General features: G+C 68.6%; 19 protein-coding genes. 9 read left to right on the top strand and 10 right to left on the bottom strand.

Annotation, left to right across the window (positions count from 1 at the left end; translation table 11 throughout):
- Position 1 precedes the first annotated feature (1 nt).
- The 4 genes from ABZX92_RS38280 to ABZX92_RS38295 are packed head-to-tail and all read right to left on the bottom strand — an operon-like array spanning position 2 to position 3,770.
- Positions 2-688, bottom strand: coding sequence for a hypothetical protein (locus ABZX92_RS38280; protein WP_355570363.1), 687 nt, complete (start codon positions 686-688; stop codon positions 2-4).
- Positions 689-710: 22 nt separating this feature from the next.
- The gene (locus ABZX92_RS38285; protein WP_355570364.1) at positions 711-2,012 is read right to left on the bottom strand and encodes an extracellular solute-binding protein; all 1,302 of its coding nucleotides are present in this window, start codon (positions 2,010-2,012) and stop codon (positions 711-713) included.
- A 29-nt stretch (positions 2,013-2,041) separates the two neighbouring features.
- A complete protein-coding gene (locus ABZX92_RS38290) occupies positions 2,042-2,878 on the bottom strand; it encodes a carbohydrate ABC transporter permease (RefSeq protein ID WP_355570365.1) in 837 nt (278 codons plus the stop codon).
- Entirely contained in the window at positions 2,868-3,770 is a 903-nt protein-coding gene (locus ABZX92_RS38295) for a sugar ABC transporter permease (RefSeq protein ID WP_355570366.1), read from the bottom strand. The genes ABZX92_RS38290 and ABZX92_RS38295 overlap by 11 nt, the downstream gene beginning before the upstream one ends.
- 337 nt (positions 3,771-4,107) lie before the next feature.
- On the opposite strand from ABZX92_RS38295, the gene ABZX92_RS38300 reads away from it, so the two are divergent.
- The 8 genes from ABZX92_RS38300 to ABZX92_RS38335 all read left to right on the top strand — a co-directional run bounded on the left by ABZX92_RS38300 (position 4,108) and on the right by ABZX92_RS38335 (position 13,933).
- Positions 4,108-6,075 carry a hypothetical protein gene (locus tag ABZX92_RS38300; RefSeq protein ID WP_355570367.1) on the top strand — a complete coding sequence of 656 codons (1,968 nt, stop codon included), beginning with the start codon at positions 4,108-4,110 and terminating at the stop codon, positions 6,073-6,075.
- A 115-nt stretch (positions 6,076-6,190) separates the two neighbouring features.
- Positions 6,191-8,077 (top strand): phosphatase PAP2 family protein, encoded by a 1,887-nt coding sequence (locus tag ABZX92_RS38305; RefSeq protein ID WP_355570368.1) that lies wholly within the window; start codon positions 6,191-6,193, stop codon positions 8,075-8,077.
- 140 nt (positions 8,078-8,217) lie between these two features.
- A complete protein-coding gene (locus tag ABZX92_RS38310) occupies positions 8,218-9,141 on the top strand; it encodes a sugar ABC transporter permease (RefSeq protein WP_355570369.1) in 924 nt (307 codons plus the stop codon).
- The gene (locus tag ABZX92_RS38315) at positions 9,131-9,979 is read left to right on the top strand and encodes a carbohydrate ABC transporter permease (RefSeq protein ID WP_355570370.1); all 849 of its coding nucleotides are present in this window, start codon (positions 9,131-9,133) and stop codon (positions 9,977-9,979) included. Before ABZX92_RS38310 ends, ABZX92_RS38315 begins: the two co-directional genes overlap by 11 nt.
- A 15-nt stretch (positions 9,980-9,994) precedes the next feature.
- Positions 9,995-11,287 (top strand): extracellular solute-binding protein, encoded by a 1,293-nt coding sequence (locus ABZX92_RS38320; protein ID WP_355570371.1) that lies wholly within the window; start codon positions 9,995-9,997, stop codon positions 11,285-11,287.
- On the top strand, positions 11,284-12,366 hold the full coding sequence (locus ABZX92_RS38325) for a Gfo/Idh/MocA family oxidoreductase (protein WP_355570372.1): 1,083 nt from the start codon (positions 11,284-11,286) through the stop codon (positions 12,364-12,366). The genes ABZX92_RS38320 and ABZX92_RS38325 overlap by 4 nt, the downstream gene beginning before the upstream one ends.
- Positions 12,348-13,241: a PmoA family protein gene (locus ABZX92_RS38330; RefSeq protein WP_355570373.1), complete on the top strand. Its 894-nt coding sequence runs from the start codon at positions 12,348-12,350 to the stop codon at positions 13,239-13,241. Before ABZX92_RS38325 ends, ABZX92_RS38330 begins: the two co-directional genes overlap by 19 nt.
- On the top strand, positions 13,238-13,933 hold the full coding sequence (locus ABZX92_RS38335; protein ID WP_355570374.1) for a cupin domain-containing protein: 696 nt from the start codon (positions 13,238-13,240) through the stop codon (positions 13,931-13,933). The genes ABZX92_RS38330 and ABZX92_RS38335 overlap by 4 nt, the downstream gene beginning before the upstream one ends.
- Here ABZX92_RS38335 and ABZX92_RS38340 read toward each other — a convergent pair.
- Genes ABZX92_RS38340 through ABZX92_RS38360 form a run of 5 tightly spaced genes read right to left on the bottom strand, consistent with a single transcriptional unit; the run spans position 13,930 to position 18,287 of the window.
- The gene (locus tag ABZX92_RS38340) at positions 13,930-14,247 is read right to left on the bottom strand and encodes a zf-HC2 domain-containing protein (protein WP_355570375.1); all 318 of its coding nucleotides are present in this window, start codon (positions 14,245-14,247) and stop codon (positions 13,930-13,932) included. The two genes, ABZX92_RS38335 and ABZX92_RS38340, sit on opposite strands and share 4 nt — an antisense overlap.
- Positions 14,244-14,753, bottom strand: coding sequence for a sigma-70 family RNA polymerase sigma factor (locus ABZX92_RS38345; protein ID WP_355570381.1), 510 nt, complete (start codon positions 14,751-14,753; stop codon positions 14,244-14,246). The genes ABZX92_RS38340 and ABZX92_RS38345 overlap by 4 nt, the downstream gene beginning before the upstream one ends.
- 9 nt (positions 14,754-14,762) lie before the next feature.
- Positions 14,763-15,536: an enoyl-CoA hydratase-related protein gene (locus tag ABZX92_RS38350; RefSeq protein WP_355570376.1), complete on the bottom strand. Its 774-nt coding sequence runs from the start codon at positions 15,534-15,536 to the stop codon at positions 14,763-14,765.
- 10 nt (positions 15,537-15,546) lie between these two features.
- Positions 15,547-16,773, bottom strand: a complete 1,227-nt coding sequence (locus tag ABZX92_RS38355; protein ID WP_355570377.1) for a hypothetical protein — start codon at positions 16,771-16,773, stop codon at positions 15,547-15,549.
- Entirely contained in the window at positions 16,770-18,287 is a 1,518-nt protein-coding gene (locus ABZX92_RS38360) for an amino acid adenylation domain-containing protein (RefSeq protein ID WP_355570378.1), read from the bottom strand. Before ABZX92_RS38360 ends, ABZX92_RS38355 begins: the two co-directional genes overlap by 4 nt.
- A gap of 148 nt (positions 18,288-18,435) precedes the next feature.
- On the opposite strand from ABZX92_RS38360, the gene ABZX92_RS38365 reads away from it, so the two are divergent.
- Complete coding sequence (locus tag ABZX92_RS38365; protein WP_355570379.1) at positions 18,436-19,212, top strand: family 16 glycosylhydrolase; 777 nt, start codon at positions 18,436-18,438, stop codon at positions 19,210-19,212.
- On the opposite strand, the gene ABZX92_RS38370 is transcribed toward ABZX92_RS38365, so the two are convergent.
- A partial coding sequence (locus ABZX92_RS38370; RefSeq protein WP_355570380.1) for a GTP-binding protein occupies positions 19,188-20,128 on the bottom strand: 941 nt, incomplete at its 5' end. The two genes, ABZX92_RS38365 and ABZX92_RS38370, sit on opposite strands and share 25 nt — an antisense overlap.

The raw sequence follows: 20,128 nt of genomic DNA on the forward strand, positions 1-20,128 counted from the left end.
TTCAGCGGGCCGTCGACGTCGACCAGGATCGCCGGTCGGGAGAACATGACCTGATCGAAACATCCAGTTCGCTAATGATCCCGCGATTTTTCCCGCCGACGATCTCGATCCGGCCCTCGCGCAGGAACCGCCGCAAATCGTGCCGGTCATGGGGAAACGCGTCCCAGTGCGGCTTGAGGTAGTCGACCTCGGCGAGCACGAACCGGTAGTCCTCGTCCGTCCGGGCCGCGTCGAGATGAGCGCGCACCAGGTCGAACGCCGAGAGCTGGAACGGCATCCGCTTGGCCTGCGCACCCGGCAGGTCGAGCCACGTCTCGGTGAAGCCCGCCTGGGTGTTCCACCACACCGGGTCGTAGTGGAAGTGCGAGACCATCCACATCGTCCACCCGGTCTCCGCCACGGTCACCGTGACGTCCCAGGCGAACGGCGGCGCACCGCTGACCGGCGCGACGAGCACGGTCGCCGGACAGGCCGTGCCGGCGGTGACCGGCGCGGAGAACACCACGCCGACCTCGGCCACGACCTCGTCCGGACCTCCCGCCACCCGCACCGGTTCCGGTGTGCGGATCAGCGGCCCGGTGATCCGCACCCACGCCTGCTCGGACCGCGGCACCGAGATGGTGACGCGAACCAGCTGGCGCGGCGCGGAAGCCGGGCCGACGAACAGATCCGTGCTCTCGACGGTCACCCCAGGATCACTTGCCACGGTGTTACTTGGCCCCTTGCAGTGCTGCCTCGGCGTCGCGGAAGTACTGCGCGACCGCGTCGGGAATCGACATCTTGCCGAACGCGACCTGCTTCGCCGCCGCGTCGAGAGCCGTTTTCGCGTCGTTGTAACCAGGAGGTGCGGTCGGGGCGTTCGGCAGCCCGTCCTTCGCCACCTCGTCGGCGACGTACTGCGCGTAGGTCACGTCGCGCTTGTCCGACGCGGTCAACGTCGGCGTCAACGTCTCCAAAGCCTTGCCCGACGGCGGGATTCCGCGCGACATGCCCATCGCCTTGATCGCGTCGACGTCGCTGATGAACAGGTCGATGACCTTGGCGGCGGCCTCCGGGTTCTTGCTCTTGGCCGGAATGCACAGCAGCACGCCGCCGCTGAGCGCCTGTCCGGTCTTGCCGTTGCCGCCGCGCGGCACCACCACGATGTCGAGCGTGTGCTGGGTCAAGGGCGCCATCTGCGCGAGGCCCCACCCGGTGGTCATCGCGATCTGACCGGAGATCAACGGGTGGCTGCCCGTCGCGGCGTCGGTGTTGGACAGCATCTCGGGCGGGCAGATGGCACCGGCCTTGCGCAGCTTCTCCCACAACGCGAACCACTCGGCCAGGTCGTCCTTGGTGAACCCGAGCTTGCCGTCGCCGGTGTAGAGGTCCTTGCCGCGCTGCCGAAGCCACGGCTGCAACGCGCCGGAGTCGTCCTTCGAGGCGTCCAGCGCGCCGTACTTGCCCTGTCCCATGGCCTTCGACATCTCACCGGCGATGCGACCGAAGTCGTCCCACGTCCACGTGTCGGCAGGTACGGGGATCTTCGCCTGCTCGAAGACGGTCTTGTCGTAGAGCACCGGCGCGTAACCGGACCCGGACGGCACGCCGTAGGTCTTGCCGTCCACCACGCCCGCCCCGCGCACCGCCGGGTAGAGCGTGTCCAGGTGGATCGTGCTCGGGATGAACGACCCCAGGTCGGTCAGCACACCCTTGGCCGCGTAGGTGCTGACCAGCGCGGTGTCCATCTGGAACAGGTCGGGTGGGTTGCCGCCGGCGAACTCGGTGTTCAGCTTGTTGAAGTACCCGTCGTAGCCGGAGAACTGGGGGTCGACCTTGGTGCCGTTCTTCTGCGTGAAGATCTGCAGAGCGCTCTGGTACGCCTTGTTGCGCGCTTCACCGCCCCACCAGCGGAACGTCAGCGAGTTGTTCGCCGCGCCGCTGTTGCCGGCCGGCGCGAACCCGCAGCCGGCGACGGACGCCGCGGCGAGACCACCGGCCAGGCCGAAGAGGCCTCTCCTGGAGATGGACATGTGTTTCCCCTTCTTGGCGGTGAAAGGCGTTACTTGATGCCGGTGGTCGCGACGCCCTCGACCAGCCGGCGTTGCGAGACGATGAAGACGGCGACGGTGGGCACGAGGGTGACGACGGACATCGCGAGCATTCCGCCGTAGCTGGACCCGCTGGCCCGGTCGACGAACGCGTTGAGCCCGAGCGGTGCGGTGTACCGCGAGTGGTCCGACAGGTAGACCAGCTGGCGCAGGAAGTCGTTGAACGTCCAGATGAACGTCAGGATCGTCGTGGTGAGCAGAGCAGGCCTCAGCAACGGGAGGATGATGCTGAAGAACACCCGCACGTGCCCGGCGCCGTCCAGCGCCGCCGCCTCGTCCAGCTCGCGCGGGATGCCGCGGATGAACTGCACCATCAGGAAGATGAAGAAGGCGTCGGTGGCCAGCAGGTAGGGCACGACCAGCGGCAGGAACGTGTTGATCCAGTTCAGCTGGTAGAAGATCGTGTACTGGGGGATCAGGGTCGCCTGGAACGGCAGCATCATCGTGCCGAGCATCACCGCGAACCAGAACCTCTTGAACGCGAAGTCCAGGCGCGCGAACGCGTACGCCGCCACCGAGCAGGACGCCACGTTCGCGATCACCGTGCAGAGCGACACCGTCAGCGAGTTGGCCAGGTAGACGGTGAACGAGTTGCCCGTCGCCGTCCAGCCGCTGAGGTAGTTGGCGATCGTGAAAGCGAACGGGAACGGGTTCATCGTGCTGAAGATCTGGTTCTCCGGCTTGAACGACGCGCCGACCAGCCAGACCATCGGGTAGATCATCGCCACGAGCACGACGATCAGCACGGCGTGCGCCCGCCAGTGCACCTGCTTCTTCTCAGTCCGCATAGTTCACCCACCTGCGGGCCGACCAGAAGTAGACCGCCGTGAACAGGCCGATCACCGCGAACAGCACCCACGCCATCGCGGACGCGTAACCCATCTGCATGCTGCCGAATCCCTTGAGGTACAGGTAAAGCGTGTACAGGAGGGTCGAGTCGATCGGGCCGCCGAGACCGTTCGAGATGACGTAGGCCGGCGTGAAGGTCTGGAACGCGTTGATCGTCTCCAGCACGAGGTTGAAGAACACCATGGGGGACAGCAGGGGAAGCGTGATCTTGAAGAACACGGTGAACCGCCCGGCGCCGTCGATGGCCGCGGCCTCGTACAGGTCCTGCGGCAGCTGCTTGAGCCCGGCCAGGAAGATGAGCATCGGCGTGCCGAACTGCCAGCCGGACAACAGGACCAGCGTCCACATCGCGTAACGCGGATCACCGATCCAGTCCGCGCCCTGGATGCCGAACAACCCGAGGAACTGGTTCACCAGACCCTCGCGGGAGAAGATCTGGCGCCACATCACCGACACCGCGACGCTCGCGCCCAGCAGCGACGGCAGGTAGAACGTCGCACGGTAGAAGCCGAGCGCCTTCAACCCGCGGTTGAGCGCGACGGCGACCAGCAGCGCGGCGGCGAGTTTGAGCGGCACCGAGGTCACCACGTAGAGCAGCGTCACCTTGATGGACTGCAGGTACCGTTCGTCGGAGAACAGCCGGGCGTAGTTGTCGAATCCGGTCCACTGTGGAGCGGTGAGCAGGTTGAACTTGGTCAGCGACAGGTACAGCGAGTACGCCATCGGGATCAGCGTGAACGCGAACAGGCCGACCAGCCAGGGCGCGAGAAATCCGTAGCCCGCGAGGTTGTGCTTGTGCCGCTTGCGTTTGCGCACAGGTGTTGCCGACATTCCACTCCCCGGGACGTCATCGCTGGACCACACGGCCGAGTTCTCGATGCCACGCACGGCGCAGTTCCAGTGGTCCGTCCCAGGGAGCTGGAAAGCGCTTTCCGGGACTGTAGGAACCGACTACCCGCCTGTCAAGAACATCTTCTGGAAACCTTGTTCCCCAACGAGTCGGCCACATTTGCGTCTTGACTCCGACCGGGTGAACAAGTTTACGTTTGAACCAACTAGGCGGGTCCCAGCCGCGACGCACACGAGAACCACGGGGAGGAGCCGCACTCCGGCCACGCACGCCCCCCACTGCTGACGATCTTGGGCGAGCGCCCCGCGAGGAGTACCGATGACCGCCGCCGCGGTGTATCTGCCGAGCCAGCACGCGAGCGTGCACGACCTGCCTGACGACGACGAAGAGCTGCGGATGGTGCTCGCCAGGGCGGTGTCCGCGGCGATCGGGCGCCAGCGTCCCGACGGCAACCTCGAAGACCCGGCCGCCGACGACGACATCGGTGACATGGCGCTCGGCGTGGTGTCGTTGCTGTGCCTGGCCTGGCACCGCGGCGACCGGCGCGACGCCGAAATCGTCGAATCCGTTCGACGCGGGCTGGACTTCGTGCTGGCCGAACGGGTCTTCCGCACCGACAATCCCGGTGAGCCGTTCCTGCACGTGCGCGACAGCGGCCTGCCGTACGCGCGCTACGTGCTCGAAGCCGGCGAACACCCCTTCGGCGACTGGCCGAGCACGGTGTGGGCGTTGCTGCACGCGGTGAACGTGCTGGAGCTCGGCCGCGAGGTGATCACCGAGGAGCAGTGGACCGCGCTCGCCGAGGTGGCGACTGGGTTCTGGCGCTGGCTCACCGAGGTGAGCATGTTCAACCCGCAGCAGACCGCGAACCAGGCGATCGGTGCCGTGGTGGCCGGTTTGACGCTCGGGCGGCTGTTGTCCGAGAAGTCCATCGTGGACGTCGCGATGTTCCTGTACCACAGCGAGGTCAGGGCCAGGCGCGTCGTCGACCGCGAGCTGCGGCTGCCGGTCGAGCACGGCGCCGGGCACGACCAGAACTACCTGCCTATCTCGCTCACGTTCCTGGCGCGGGCCTACCAGGTGAGCGGCGAGAAGTGCTTCCTCGACGACGGCGAGGAGGTCGCCCGGCACCTGGAGACGCGGCTGTCGGCCCGCGGCTTCGACTACGGCGGGCCCCGCTACAGCGAGCAGCACTCCGGGTGTGAGGGCATGCTCGGGCTGCGGTTCTTCAGCGGCCGCGTCCAGGCCGAGCTGGGGCGCTACCTCGGCGACCGGCGGGTGGCCTACTTCTGCGCCGGCACACCCGGCCTGCCGAGCGGGCACTTCGCCTTCGCGACCGTGTGGTTCTTCCTGGACGACAGCCGGTGGTACCGCGAACCGGCCTCGACTCCTGTGCACACGCGCTATTCGTTGCGGCACGGGAAGGTCTCCGTGTCGCTCACCGGCGCGTCGACCCCGTACCTGATCGATGCCGGTGGGACCGCGGTGATCGAGTCGATCGTCGATCACCAGCACGGCATCGGGCCGCTGGTGCGCTACGCCGACGGCCGCAGGACGCTGCTGACTCGGCCGCTCGGCCCGGTGCGCGTGCGCGACGTGACCGCGGGCGGTCTGGGTGCCAAGCTGGTGACCAAAGCCGTGGTGACCTGGGACCAGGTCATGCACTCCGTGCAGCAGCTGTACGTCACCGATGGCGAAGGCCTGTTCCTGGTCGCGATCCTCGACCGCGCCGCGTTCCCGCTCAGCGCCGAGCTGAGTTTTCTCGCCGGGCTCCCTTACGTCACAGCGGAAGGCTCGCGGCAACGGCGCATCCGGACGGTGAGCGAGCCGGGTGGCGGCGAGTTCGACCTCGGCGACGCCTGGCGTGCGTTCGACACCGGGGGAGTGCTGCTCGCGGGCGGCCTCGCGCTGACCTCGGCGGCCGGTCTGCGAGTGGAGAACCCGCCGGACGGGCCCGCGTACTTCAACAACCCGCGCACCGCGGGCATGACCCAGGAACAGCTGTCGTTCTGGCTCGGCGACGACCCCAGGGGCTACGGCGATCCGGACGCGGGCTGGCGCCGGGTGATCGCGACCAACCACGTGCTGGCCGACCCGATCTCCGAAACGCCGCACGGGCGAGCCGTGTTCGTCCTCTGCTACGGACCGCAGCCCGTCGCGCTGGAGGTCGTGGCCGAGGAGGTCCCCGGCGGCGTGCGAGTGCGCACCCCGTTCTTCACAGCGGTGGTCGGCCACCAGGCCGGTGACGTGGGCGGCGAGCCTGTCCTGCGCCTCACCGCACCGTGAACTGTTAACGCTCACATCACCTCAACTTCGAGTACGGTCCGGTCTCGTTGCGTATTGTGCACCACAATCCCCGTGCCGCCACAAGTGTCCTTCGAGGACCATTGGGAGCGCTAACATGACCACGACCGCCGATGAGTTCGATCGCAGAGCCCTGCTGCGTCGTTCGGCGATGCTGTCTGCCGGCCTGTTGCTCGGCCCGTCCGCACTGGACCGGGCCCTCGAAGCGAGCGCCGCCGAACTGCCCACGGGCGCGGCGCCGTTCGTCGACTCCTACCGCACCAACGTGCCGGCCAACCGGACACCGGAGACCAACGCCGCGGTCCGCGCCCTGTCCGGGATGCAGGACCTCTGGCGCACCGGCACCAGCTGGAACACCGGAGTCGTGCTCAACCGGAACGTGCTCAGGGCCAACGTCCGCCACGTCGCGCGGATCACCAGGGCGCGGACCGCCGACCAGGCCAAGCGAGCGTTCATCGTGGACCGTCAGCACCAGAGCTACAGCGCGATCGGCGGCCTCGGCCCGCTGGCCGAGCTGTACAAAGCGGGAGCCAAGGCCGTCACCGGCATCACCTCGGCGCCGGACGGCACGCCACCGTCCACTGTGGACGACAAGCTGCCGGCGGACGCCCCGGCCGGGTCTGCGCTCGGTGCCGGATCGCCGGACTCGGAGCTCGGCCAGGTCGTTCTCCTGGTCAACACCGTGCGCGGGAACTTCGCCTCCGGCAACCCGTCGAAGTACGCCTACCAGTACCCGCGCCCGTGGCGGATGACCCCGGACAGCACGGTGGTGCCGACCGGCGGGACCGACGAGTTCGGCTTCCCGGTGTACCGCTCGGAGGTCGTGGTCGCCCCGCAGTTGCTGCGTCAGCGCAACCTCAGCCCGGCCGACGACGCGGGCTACCCGAGCGGCCACACCAACGCGTTGCACCTGGCCTGCCTGGCGCTGGCCTACGCGATCCCCGAACGGTTCCAGGAGCTCGTGACCAGGGCGTTCGACACCGCCGACACCAGGATCGTGGCGGGCATGCACTCGCCGGTGGATGTGATCGGCGGCCGGATCCTGGCGACCGCGCTGGCCGCCGCGACGCTCGCGGACCCCCAGAACGCCACGCTCAAGGCCGCCGCCAGGACGCAGGCGAACGAGTTCTTCCGCCAGCACGTGGGCGTGGACCTGTTCGAGTACGCGCACTCCGCGGGCATCTCCACCGACCCGTACGCCGATCGCGAGGCCAACGCCCGCCTGGTGGAGCCGTTGCTGACCTACGGGCTGCCCAGGATCGGCCGTCGCGTCGAGATGACCGTGCCGAAGGGTGCGGAAGTGCTGCTGGAGACCCGTCTGCCGTACCTCGCGGCGAACCAGCGGCGGGAAGTCCTGCGCACCACCGCGCTGCCGTCCGGGCACGCGCTGCTCGACGGCCCGGAGCAGTGGGGCAGGCTCAACCTCTTCAACGCCGCCGACGGTTTCGGCGCGTTCGACGCCGACGTGCGCGTCGACATGGACGCGAACCGCGGTGGCTTCCACGCGGCCGACACCTGGCACAACGCGATCGGCGGCTGCGGCGGGCTGGTGAAGAGGGGTACCGGCACGCTGACGTTGGCCGGCACCAACACCTACGCGGGCGGCACCCGCGTCGAGGGCGGCACGCTCGTCGCCGCCTCACCGTCCGCGCTGGGCAGGGGAGACGTCGACCTGCGCTCAGGCACCCTGCGGCTCGACACCGCGGTCCGGGTGCGGAACTACCGGCAGGCCTCGGGAACCACGCTGGCGGTGACGGCGCGGCGCGGGGGCTGCGCGGTGTTGTCCGCCGCGCACCCGATCAGGCTGGCGACCGGCTGTGCGCTGGAGATCACGCTGGAGGGCGTGCGCGCCGGCGCGGTGGTGCCGGTGCTCGCCGCACCCGGCCTGGCCGGCCGGTTCGCCAGTGTCACCGTGGCCGGAGGACAACACCGGGTCGAGGCCAGGTACACCCCGGCCGGCCTGTCCGTGAAGGTCGTGGCCTAGTCCACAGAGGACTGCTGTCGAACGGGGACGTCTCCGTTCGACAACGCCGTTCGACGCCGTTCGACACCCTTGCTTGACGCTGGTGAAGCCTCCGTTGCAGACTCCGGAAAGCGTTTTCCAGCCGACCGGGGCAGGGGTTCATGAGCGCGTTGGACGAACTGCGTCAACTGCGCCATGGCGCTGTGCAGGTGCGCAAGCGCGACAACAAGGCGGCGTTCTGGTTCCTGGCGCCGTGGTTCGCCGGACTGGTCTTCATCACGATCGGTCCGGTGCTCGCGTCCTTCGGGCTGGGCTTCACGAAGTACAACCTGATCCAGCCGCCGAGGTTCATCGGGTTCGCCAACTTCGCCCGCATCTTCAGCGACGAGCGGCTGCACAACGCGCTGCGCGTCACGTTCACCTACGTGCTCGTGTCCGTGCCGCTGCAGCTGGCGTGCGCGCTGGGGGTGGCGCTGCTGCTCGACCGCGGACTGCGCGGGCTGGCGTTCTACCGCTCGGCCTTCTACCTGCCCTCGCTGCTCGGGTCGAGCGTGGCGATCGCGGTGCTGTGGACCCAGGTGTTCGGCGCCGAGGGGCTGCTGAACCGCGTGCTGGGCTTCTTCGGCGTCGAGGGCAGGGGCTGGATCTCCGACCCGGACACCGCGCTGTCGACCCTCATCGTGCTGAACGTGTGGACGTTCGGCTCACCGATGATCATCTTCCTGGCCGGGCTGCGGCAGATCCCCGCGGTCTACTACGAAGCGGCCGCGATCGACGGGGCGAGCAGGTGGTCGCAGTTCTGGCGGATCACCCTGCCGCTGCTGTCGCCGATCCTGTTCTTCAACCTGGTGCTGCAGATCATCCACGCGTTCCAGTCGTTCACGCAGGCGTTCGTCGTCTCCGGCGGCACCGGTGGCCCGTCCGACTCGACCATGTTCTACACGCTCTACCTGTACCAGCAGGGTTTCAGCCGGTTCGACATGGGTTACGCGTCCGCGCTGGCGTGGTTCCTCCTGTTGATCATCGCGGCGTTCACCGCGATCAACTTCTGGGCGGCGAAGTACTGGGTGTTCTATGACGACTGATCGGCTTCCTGTTGGCCGGCTCTCGTCCCTGGCCAAGCACGCCGGCCTGATCCTCATCGGGTTCGTGATGCTGTACCCGGTGCTGTGGATGGTCGTGAGCTCACTGCGTCCGGGCGACGAGATCTTCCGCAGCCCCGGCCTGATCCTCGACAGCCTGAAGACCGAGAACTACACCGAGGGCTGGTACGCGCTCAGCCCGTCGTTCGGCACCTACCTGCTCAACTCGGCGACCCTGGTGCTGGGCTGCATCATCGGCAACCTGGTGTCGTGCTCGATGGCGGCCTACGCGTTCGCCCGCCTGCACTTCAGCGGCAAGCGCTGGTGGTTCGGCATCATGCTCGGCACGATCATGCTGCCGGTGCACGTGATCATCGTGCCGCAGTACGTGCTGTTCTCCCAGATCGGCTGGGTGAACACGTTCCTGCCGCTGATCGTGCCGAAGATCCTGGCCACGGACGCGTTCTTCGTGTTCCTCATGGTGCAGTTCATCCGCGGGCTGCCGAAGGAGCTGGACGAGGCGGCGCGCATCGACGGCTGCGGTCACCCGCGGATCTTCCTGCGGATCGTCCTGCCGCTGATGAAGCCCGCGCTCGCCACCACGACGATCTTCACGTTCATCTGGACGTGGAACGACTTCTTCACCCAGCTGATCTACCTGACGGACCCGGACATGTACACGGTTCCGGTCGCCCTTCGCTCGTTCGTCGACTCGACGGTCGCCACGTCCTGGGGTTCCCAGTTCGCGATGAGCGTCGTGTCGATCATCCCGATCTTCCTCGCCTTCCTCATCGGCCAGCGGTACCTCGTCAAGGGGATCGCCACGACCGGTGGCAAGTAGCCGAAAGGAACGCGCATGTCTCGCACAGCTCTGGCGGTCGCGGCGTCGTTGGTGGCGTCGCTGCTCGCCGCCTGCGGCTCGGGTTCCGGCGCCGGTGGTGATCTCACCGCGGAACCGGTGACGCTGCGGTTCACCTGGTGGGGCGCGGACGACCGGCACAAGCGGACCCAGCAGGTCATCGAGATGTTCCAGCGCCGGCACCCGAACATCACCGTCAAAGGTGAGTTCAAGGAGTGGAACGGCTACTGGGACAGCCTCGCCACGACCATGGCCGCGAACGACGCGCCGGACATCATGCAGATGGACGAGCTGTACATCGCCTCCTACGCCGAGCGCGGCGCGTTGCTGGACCTGAACGAGGCAAAGAAGCACCTCGACACCGCGAACTTCGACCAGAAGGCGCTCGCGACCGGTGCGGTCGACGGCAAGCAGTACGGACTCCCGGTCGGCCTGGGCATGTACTCGATCATGGTCAACACCGATCTGCTCGCGAAGTACAACATCCCGTTGCCTGACGACACGAAGTGGTCGTGGGACGACCTGAAGGCGATCGGCGAGCAGGTGTCGAAGGCGGGCGGCGGTCAGGTGTTCGGCGTGCAGTCGCCGGGCATCAACGACACCGCGGGGCTGAGCATCCGGGCGCGGCAGCAGGGCAAGTCGCTGTTCGACGCGGCCGGCAAGGTCGTGCTGCCACCCGAGATCGCGACGCAGTACTGGCAGTACATCTCCGACCTCGCGAAGACCGGCGTGGCCGCGCCGCCGTCGGTGACCGTCGAGAAGGCGTCCGCCGGGCTGAACCAGTCGGCGACCGCGACCGGCACCGCGGCGTTCGGCTTCTGGTGGAACACCCAGCTGACCGCGCTGACCGCCGCCAGCGGTGCCAAGCTGAAGCTGCTGCGCCTGCCCGGTGAGTCGCAGGGCAAACCCGGTGCGTACTACAAGCCGTCGATGTTCTGGTCCGTGTCGGCGCGGTCGAAGCACCCGGCGGAGGCGGCGGCGTTCGTGAGCTTCCTCGCCAACGACGAGGAAGCCGCCAAGGTCCTGCTGACCGAACGCGGTGTGCCCGCGAACCAGAAGATCCGCGCGGCGATCGCCGCGCAGCTCAAGGAGACGGACAAGGCCGCGAAGGAGTACCTGGACACCGTGCCGGTCAGCGACCCGCCCAGGATCACGCCGAACGGGGCCAGCACCCTCGACGCGATCCTCAAGCGGCACACCGAGGACGTGCTGTTCGGCCGGGCCACGCCAGATGCCGCGGCCGCGTCGTTCATCAAGGAAGTCCAGTCCGAAGTGGACGCGGCGAAATGAGGCGCGTGGCGATCGTCGGCACGGGCGCGATCGCGTCCGCCCACGCCGAGGCGTTGCGGGCGGCGGGTGATCGCGTCGAGCTGGTCGCCGTGGTGGACGTCGACGAGCAACGTGCCAGGGAGTTCGCCCAGGAGTGGGATGTGCCGCGGGTGCACTCCAGGCCGGCGGCGTTGCTCGACACGGAAGACCTGGACGTCGTGCACATCTGCACTCCGCCGCGGGCGCACGTGCCGTTGGCGCTCGAATGCCTCGCCGCGGATGTGAACGTGCTCGTGGAGAAGCCGCCGGCGTTGTCGTTGAGCGAGATCGACACGTTGATCGCGGCGGAACGCGTGTCGGCCGGGCGGGTGGCGACGGTGTTCCAGCACCGCTTCGGCCCAGCCGCGATCCGGTTGCGGCGGATGGTCGCCGAAGGTGTGCTGGGCAGGTCGTTCGTGGCGAAGTGCGACACGCTCTGGTATCGCGGCGACGCCTACTTCGACGTGCCGTGGCGCGGTTCGTGGGACAGCGAGGGCGGCGGTCCGACGATGGGCCACGGCATCCACCAGTTCGACCTGCTGCTGTCGGTGCTGGGGCCGTGGCAGGAGATCCGTGCGGTGGCGGCCCGGCAGGCACGGGACGTCGCGACGGAGGACGTGTCGATGGCGCTGGTGACGTTCGCGGACGGCACGGTGGCGTCGGTGATCAACTCGGTGCTGTCGCCGCGCGAAACTTCGGAGCTGCGGTTCGACTTCGAGCGTGCCACGGTGGAGGTCGAGCACCTATACGGCTACACCGACGCGCATTGGACCGTGACGCCCGCGCCCGGCCATGACGAGGTGGTGGCGCTGTGGCGGGAGGAGCGGTCGGGGATGGTGAGCGGTCACCGGTGCCAGCTGACGGCGTTCCTCGACGCTCTTGATTCCGGCGAGACGCCACCGGTGACGCTGGCGGACACCCGCAACACGATGGAGTTCATCGCCGCGCTGTACGCCTCGGCGTTCACCGGCACCGTGGTGAAGGCCGGTCAGATCGGCCCGGACAGCCCGTTCTACGCGACGATGGAAGGAATCGGTGCCCCATGGGCGAACGCCCGGTGATCACGCGGCAGGACGACGAGGTGCTCGTCGTGTCGGTGGGCGACGTCGAGATCTTCAGCTACGTGCACCAGCCGTCGACACCCGCGTTCGAGGGGCCGAAGCCGTACCTGCATCCCGTGCGGACGCTGGCCGGTGACGTGGTGACGGCGTTCCGGCCGCACGACCACCGGTGGCACAAGGGCGTCCAGATGACCGCGACCGACGTGTCCGGCGAGAACTTCTGGGGCGGCGTCACGTACGTGCGCGACCAGGGGTACGTGGTGCTGCCGAACGTCGGCACCATGCGGCACGAGGACTTCGCCGTCAACGAGACCGACGGTGAGGTGCGGGTCGGTGAGCTGCTGTCGTGGTTCACCGAAGCGGGGCAGCACTGGGTGCACGAGATGCGCGAGCTCACCGTGCGCGACGTCGAGGCCGACGCGTGGACGCTGGAGTTCGCCACGACGCTGACGAACCTGCGCTCGGAGCCGTTGATCTTCGGCAGCCCGACGACGAACGGCCGTGAGCTCGCCGGCTACACCGGGTTCTTCTGGCGTGGCCCGCGTTCGTTCACCGAGGGCACGGTGATCGCGGCCGACGGCGGATCCGGGCAGGAGATGATGGGCAAGGCCGCGCGGTGGCTCGCGTTCGTGGGTCAGCACGACGAGGTGGACAGGTCGTCGACGCTGCTGTTCGTCGATCACCCGGACAACAAGGGCACGCACTGGTTCGTGCGCAGCACCCCGTTCGCGGCGGTCAACCCGTCGTTCGCCTTCCACGACACGGTGGAGGTGGCGCCCGGCGAGTCCCTGAGCCTGCGCTACCGGCTCGTCGTCGCCGATGGGGCGTGGGACCGGGATCAGCTGGAGTCCTATGTGGAGGCTCACCCGTGGTGACGCCGTTTCCGGGCGGAGTGGGCATCTCCGGCCTGCGGGTGTACGACTGGCCGACGGTGGACGGCGTGTGCGGAGGCTCGCCGCACGTCCACCTCACCTGCGCGGAGTGCTACTACGTGATCGGCGGGCAGGGGAGCGTGCAGACCCTGACCCGCCGCGGGTTCGCCTCGACACCGTTGCGCGAGGGCACGGTCGCGTGGTTCACGCCCGGCACGATCCACCGCCTGGTCAACGACGGTGATCTGCGGATCCTCGTCGTGATGCAGAACAGCGGACTGCCCGAGGCGGGTGACGCGGTGTTCACGTTCCCGCCCGCCGTTCTGTCCGACGCGGACTCCTATGCCGCGCACGCTCAGGCTTCCGACGAGTCCTCGGCCCGGCGGCGTCGTGACCTCGCCCTCGAAGGTTTCCTGGAGCTGCGCAAGGCGGGCGAGGACGCGCTGGACGACTTCTACCGATCCGCCGTCCGCCTGAAGCAGGGCGTTCTGGACGACTGGGAGAAGCGGTGGCGTTCTGGTGCGCTCGCGTCGGCCGAACGCACCGGTGAACACCTGAACCTGTTGCGGGGCGGCGACATCGGGCACTTGGCCGACGCCGACATCCACGTGATGCGCGCGGAGGGGCCGCAGCGGTTCGGCATGTGCGGCCGGCTCGACGTGCACGACCCGTCTGACGGGCAGTCCCCGCACTAAGAGCAGAGGCAGAACGCGAGCACCGCGCCGATCGCCGCGGCGACCAGGACCGTCGTCGCTGTGACGCGCAGGCGCCTGCGTCGGGCCGCTCTCGCCAGCCTCGGCAGGACGGTGGCGGGCAGAGCGGGGTCGAGGGACTCCACCGCCCACTCGGCGGGCACGCGGGACAGGAGACCCGCCGTGCCCGCCAGCCGGCCCACCTCGTGTTCACACGGCGGGCACGCGGACAGGTGGCGTTCGTAGGCCTGCCGGTCGCCGGGGGACAGCGACCCCAGCACGTAGGCCACGTCCCACTCGTGGAACGGGCACGTCACCGCCCGGTCACCCCGTTCTCCTCCAGTGCGAGCCGCAGCGCGCGCAGGCCGTAGTGCAGGCGCGACTTCACCGTCCCCGGCGGCACGCCCAGCGCCTCGGCCAGTTCCGGGATGGACTCACCGCGGTAGTAGGCGCGCACGATCACCACCCTGTGCTCGGGTTTGAGCTGGGACAGCGCGTCGGCGATCAGCCAGGCGTCCAGCGTCTTGTCGGTGTGGTCGCACCGGGCGCGTTCGGGAGGGCTGGCCGAGCCGACCTCCCAGCGGGCGCGGGCGCTGCGGGCCTCGTCGATGGCGAAGTTCCTGGCCACCGCGTAGAGCCACGCCTTCGAGGCCGCGGTGCCCTGTTCGAGGATGTCCGGGTGGCGCCAGGCCCGCAGCAACGCCTCCTGCACGACGTCCTGGGCCAGCTCCTTGTCGCCGGTGAGGCGCAGGGCATAGCGCCAGAGCGCCTCGGCGTGGCTGTCGTGCAATGCGCGCAGGAGGGTGCTGTGATCGGCGTTGATGGCGCACCCCTAGGTCCGGAAGTCTGGCGTCCGCTTGGCCAGGAACGCTGCTGTGCCCTCGCGCATGTCGGCGGTCGTGAAGGCCTGTCGAAACGCTTCGAGCTCGACCCGCAGGCCGTCTGAGACGGGCAGGCCGTCCACGGTGTTGATCACCGACTTGCAGGCCGCGACGGCGCTGGGGGAGTTGGCGGCGATGTCGGCGAGCACGAGCCGGGCCGCGGCGAACATCTCCTCGCGGCTGTCGAAGACCTCGTTGACCAGGCCTAGTCGATGCGCTTCGACGGCCTCGACGCGGCGGCCCGAGTAGATCAGCTCCCGTGCCTTCGCCACACCGACCCGCCGGAACAGCCGCACGCAGCCGCCGAAGCCGGGAATGAGGCCCAGCAGGACCTCCGGCTGGCCGAACACCGCCTTGCGGCTCGCGTAGATGAAGTCGCACGCCATGGCCATCTCGCAGCCACCGCCGAGCGCGTAGCCGTCGACGCACGCGATGACGGGCACCGGCAGCTGTTCGAGCAGCCGGGTGACCTCCTGGCCCAGCGCCCCGAACGACTCGCCCTCGTCCGGAGACATCGCCGCCATCTCGCGGATGTCTGCTCCCGCGATGAACGCGGGACCTTCCGAGCCCGTGAGCAGCACCGCGCGCGGGCCGGTCAGGTGAGTGAGGAGATGCCGCAGCTCGACGAGTGTCTGCTGGGACAACGCATTTCGTGCGGGCGGCCGGTGCACGGTCACCGTGAGGACGCCGTCGTGCTCGTCGAGTACGAGTGTCTGATAGTCCATCGTGGTCTCCTCACGAGTCCCAGATCGCGCCGTAGGCCGGAATCCCCCGGGATTCCAGCTCCTCGACCACCTGCCAGGTGGTGGGTTTGTTCGAGATGCAGATGACCGCCTCCGCGTCGAAGCGCTGCCACGCGTCGTACGCGAGCGCGACCAGGTCCGGTTTGCCCTGGCTCTCGGTGTCCCAGACAACGGCGTCGGGTTGCACGCCGAGGATCTCGTCCACCAGCGCGTCCCCGTAGGTGCGGCGCGGGCTGCGGGTCGACCACACCAGCACCGAGGGTGTGTCCCCGGCCAGCAGGTGGGGCAGGCACGGCCCGATGCCGCTGCCGGTCGCGACCCACACCACCCTGGTGAACAGCTTGTCGATGTTGCCGACGCCGGCGGTCGGGATGCCCTTGACCCACACGTGACCCGGCTGGTCGGCGATGAACTTCGCGGTCCAGTCACCCGCGCGGGAGATCGTGAGCCGGAAGCCGCTGCGGCCCGGCGCCGGGACGTTGGCGAAGGAATGCCACTCCAGCAACGGGTTGCGGCTCACCGTCGTCGACGAACCCGCGAACGGTGTGACGCCGTGGTCGAACGACACGAGCGCGACATGCGGTGACGGGCTGACGATGTGCACCGGAACCCGCCGCAGCCTCAGCCACGGCAACGCCACGCTGGCCGCCACGAGGGCGAGGGGCCAGAGGAAGACGGGGTTCTGGACGGCGGAGAGCACGCCGAAAAGCACGAGCACGGACCACCCGCCGAACCGGTGCGTGCGCTCGAACAGGTCGTGGTGCCTGGCGCGCAAGCGGGGGAGCGCGAGCACGATGAGAGAGCAGAGCAGGGCAGTGATCGTCCAGGTCAGCGCCAGGACCAACGGAGGTCCGGTGGTCGTGGCGGCGAGCACGACGAACCACGCGGTGGCGCAGATCGCGGCGCCGACGTGCAGTCCGCCGAAGTGGTAGACCTTGCCGAGCGTCCAGCGGACCTTCAGCGGCCAATGAGTCGGGACGCTGGTGGCGAGCCGGAAGAGCAGGTTGATCACGAGTTGCTGGCGGACGAGGGCGGCCAGCGTGAGGTTGGCGACGACCAGGGCGGTCAACCTGTCCGCGGCGAACGAGCCCACGAAGCAGAGGTTCACCAGCACGACGGCCGCGACGAGCCGGTTGTGGTGGTGGAACGGCCTGCGCCGCAGGACCGTGCGCCAGGATCGGTCGGCGGGTGGCAGCCCGACGGCGTGAACCGAGGTCATGCCACCGTTTCCTTCTGTCCGTCCAGACGCGACAGCAGTGCCCGGCGGTCGACCTTGCCGCGTTCGGTGGTCGGCAGCGTGTCGACCGGCACGATCAACGTGGGCACGCAGTAGTACGGCAGCCGCTCCGCCACGGCTCGGCGTGCCTGCTCCGGTGCGGCGCCCGCCGGGCTGATGAACCCGACGAGCTTGCCGTTGTGCAGCACCGTCGTGGCCCGGTCGCAGCCCACCGCGCGTTCCAGCGCCGACGTCACGGCGTCCAGCTCCACCCGGAACCCGCGCACCTTGACCTGGTCGTCGGTGCGGCCGTGGTGTTCCAGCTGACCGTCGCGCGTCCACCGCCCGAGGTCGCGGGTGCGGAACATCAGATGCTCGCCGCCCAGGAACGGGTCGGGCCGGTAGCGCTCGGCCGTCAGCTCCGGATCACCCAGATAGCCCGCCGTCACGCAGTCGCCGCCCGCCCACATCTCGCCGACCTCACCGATCCGGCACGGCCGCAGGTCCGCGTCGAGCACGTACACGGTCGTGTTGGGCACGGGCCGGCCGATGGTCAGCGGACCACCGCGTTCGTAGCGCTGCACGGTGTTGACGATGGTGACCTCGGTGGGCCCGCACGAGTTGTGGAAGACGGCCTGGCGGGCCCAGACGTCGGCCAGTGACCGCGGGCAGCGTTCACCGGCGACCGCGACCGCGCGAACCCCTTGGCACACCTCGGGATCCAGCGCCGCGAGCACGCTGGGCGTGGCGATGACGACGTCCACCGTGCTCGCCGTCTGCTCGATGTCGCTGCCGCGGATGACGAGCGTGCCGCCGTGCGCCAGCGTGCCGAGGATCTCCCACATCGCCATGTCGAAGGCGATGTTGAGGAGCTGCGACACCCTGGTTCCCGGTGCGATGCCGAGACGTCCAGGGGCGGTCAGCAGGACGTTGCACAGGTTGGCGTGCGAGACCTGCACTCCGTTGGGACGCCCGGTGGTGCCCGAGGTGAAGATGACGGCCGCGATGTCGGAGTCTGCCGCCGGGGTGCGGCAGAACGACGTGGCGTCCGGCACCTCGTCGATCGCGACGACCGTGCCGAGGTGGCCGGGCAACCGGTGTTCGCTCGTGGTGAGCACGAAGTTGATGCGCGCGGTGCGGACGATGTGTCGCAGGTGGACTTCCGGCGCGATGCGCACGTCCTGCGGTACATAAGCCGCGCCTGCTTTGAGGATGCCGAGAATGCCGACGACCATGGGGATCGACCGGGTCAGGAACAGCCCGACGCGTTCGCCGGGACGCACTCCCGCGCGGGTCAGGAACTCGGCCAGCAGCTCCGCCCTGCGGTTCAGCTCGCCGTAGGTCAGCGATTCGCCGAGGTGTTCCACCGCGTTCACGTTCGGCTGGCGCGCGGCCTGTTTCTCGACCGCGTGGTGGATGTGGTGGAACGGCGGGACCCTGGCCGGCCCGGCGCCGAACGACTGGAACAACGCGCGGTCCAGCGGTGGCAGGTCGCGCAGGGCGGAATCGTGGAACACGGCTTTCACTGCAGGCGCCCTTTCGGCAGCGTTGCACGGTCACCGTTCCGAACGAGACAGACCCTCACATCGTTCACGTCGAATCGAATCACTGTCGAATCGACGATGTTGTTGTGCCACAGCAACTTTGTGCTTCACAGTGTGAAGAATGAGAATCGCAGCGGCTGCACTCGTCCTCTTGACGGCCTTCGCGAGCACCGCGTATGCGGCCACGTGGGAGGAAGTTGTCGGCACCGGCTCCTTCGGCAGCTACGGCGCGTTGGAGTCGGAGTGGAACTACCGCTACCCGTGGGGTTCGGACCACAACGGCTCGGCTCGCATGTACGCGAGCTCCAGCGACCACAACCACGTCTCGCTGTCGGGCGGCGTGCTGACGGTGAAGGCGACCCGCATCTCGTGGGACGAGGGCAACAGCGGTGCCGACCCGCACCTGCCGATCCGCTACCACTCGGGTGCGATCCACGCCAAGGAGCACGTCGTGGTGACCGACCAGTTCCCCAACTGGGAGGTGAAGGGCGACTTCCAGGCCCCTTCGGCCCGCGGCACCTGGCCCGCGTTCTGGCTGACCGGCGTGAACAGCTGGCCACCTGAGAGCGACGTCCTGGAGTTCAAGGGGGACAACCGGAACTGGTTCAACACCTTCCGGACGTCCAGTGACGTCTCGACCAACACGGTGGCGGTGTCCTCGCCCGGCTCGTGGCACACCTACCGGGCGTGGATCACCAAGGTGAACAACACCGACGTCGACATCCACTACTACCTCGACGGCAAGTGGATCGCCCAGCACAGCGCGAGGAACTTCGTGGGCAAACCGCTGTGGGTGATCATCAACCTGCAGATGGAGGGCTCGTCCGGCAGCCCGGGGCCGGCCGCGGACACCGTCTACCGGGCCCGCAACGTCTACATCGGACGGACGAGGGCGTGACCGTGCTCGTGCAGGTCCGAGACGTCCCACTGCGGCAACGGGTCGTCGAAGGTCAGCCAGTGGGCGGGCCCTGCCGCGAGCTCGGAGTCGGTGAGCAGCGCGGGATCGAGGCGGCGGGCGGGTTCCGTCACGTCGAGGTCCACTCCGATGAACACCAGCTCCTGCCGGGCGTGCGGCGAGTCGAGCAGCTCGCCCGGTTCGAGCGTGAGGTTGGGACCTGCCTGCGACCACACGGCCAGCACCTCCGGCCGGGTCGCGAGGTGGCAGAAACCCTTGCTGCGCAACATGCCTTCCCAGTCGGAGAGGGCCTCGGCCAGGCGGGCGGGGTGGAACGGCCGGGACGCGCGGTACGTGACGGACCTGATTCCGTACTCCTCGGTCTCCGGGGTGTGACCGCCCGCCAGCTCCTGGACCCAGCCGGGCGACTGTGCGGCGGTGATCGGGTCGTAGCGGCCGGTGTCGAGCACGTCGGCCAGCTCGACCACACCGTGCCGCGTGTGCAGCAGGCGCGCGGCGGGGTTGAGACGCCGCAGCACCGCGTCGAGCGTCGCGAGCTCGTCGGCCGTCACGAGGTCGGTCTTGTTCACCACCAGCACGTCCGCGAACTCCACCTGGTCCACGAGCAGGTCGGAGATCGTGCGCTCGTCCTGCTCGGCGGCGGCCAGGTCGCGCTCCTCCAGGCGGTCGCCGGTGGTCAGCTCGCGCAGGAAGCCCGCCGCGTCGACGAGGGTGACCATCGTGTCGAGCCGGGCGTGGTCGGAGAGACTGGTGCCGTCGGGGAAGGTCCAGTCGAACGTCGCCGCCACCGGCATCGGCTCCGAGATGCCCGTGGACTCGACGAGGATCGTGTCGAAGCGGTTCGATCGCGCCAGCTCACCGACGCTGTCGAGCAGGTCCTCCCGCAACGTGCAGCAGA

The organism is Lentzea sp. NPDC006480, assembly GCF_040611995.1.
Classification (GTDB): Bacteria; Actinomycetota; Actinomycetes; order Mycobacteriales; family Pseudonocardiaceae; genus Lentzea.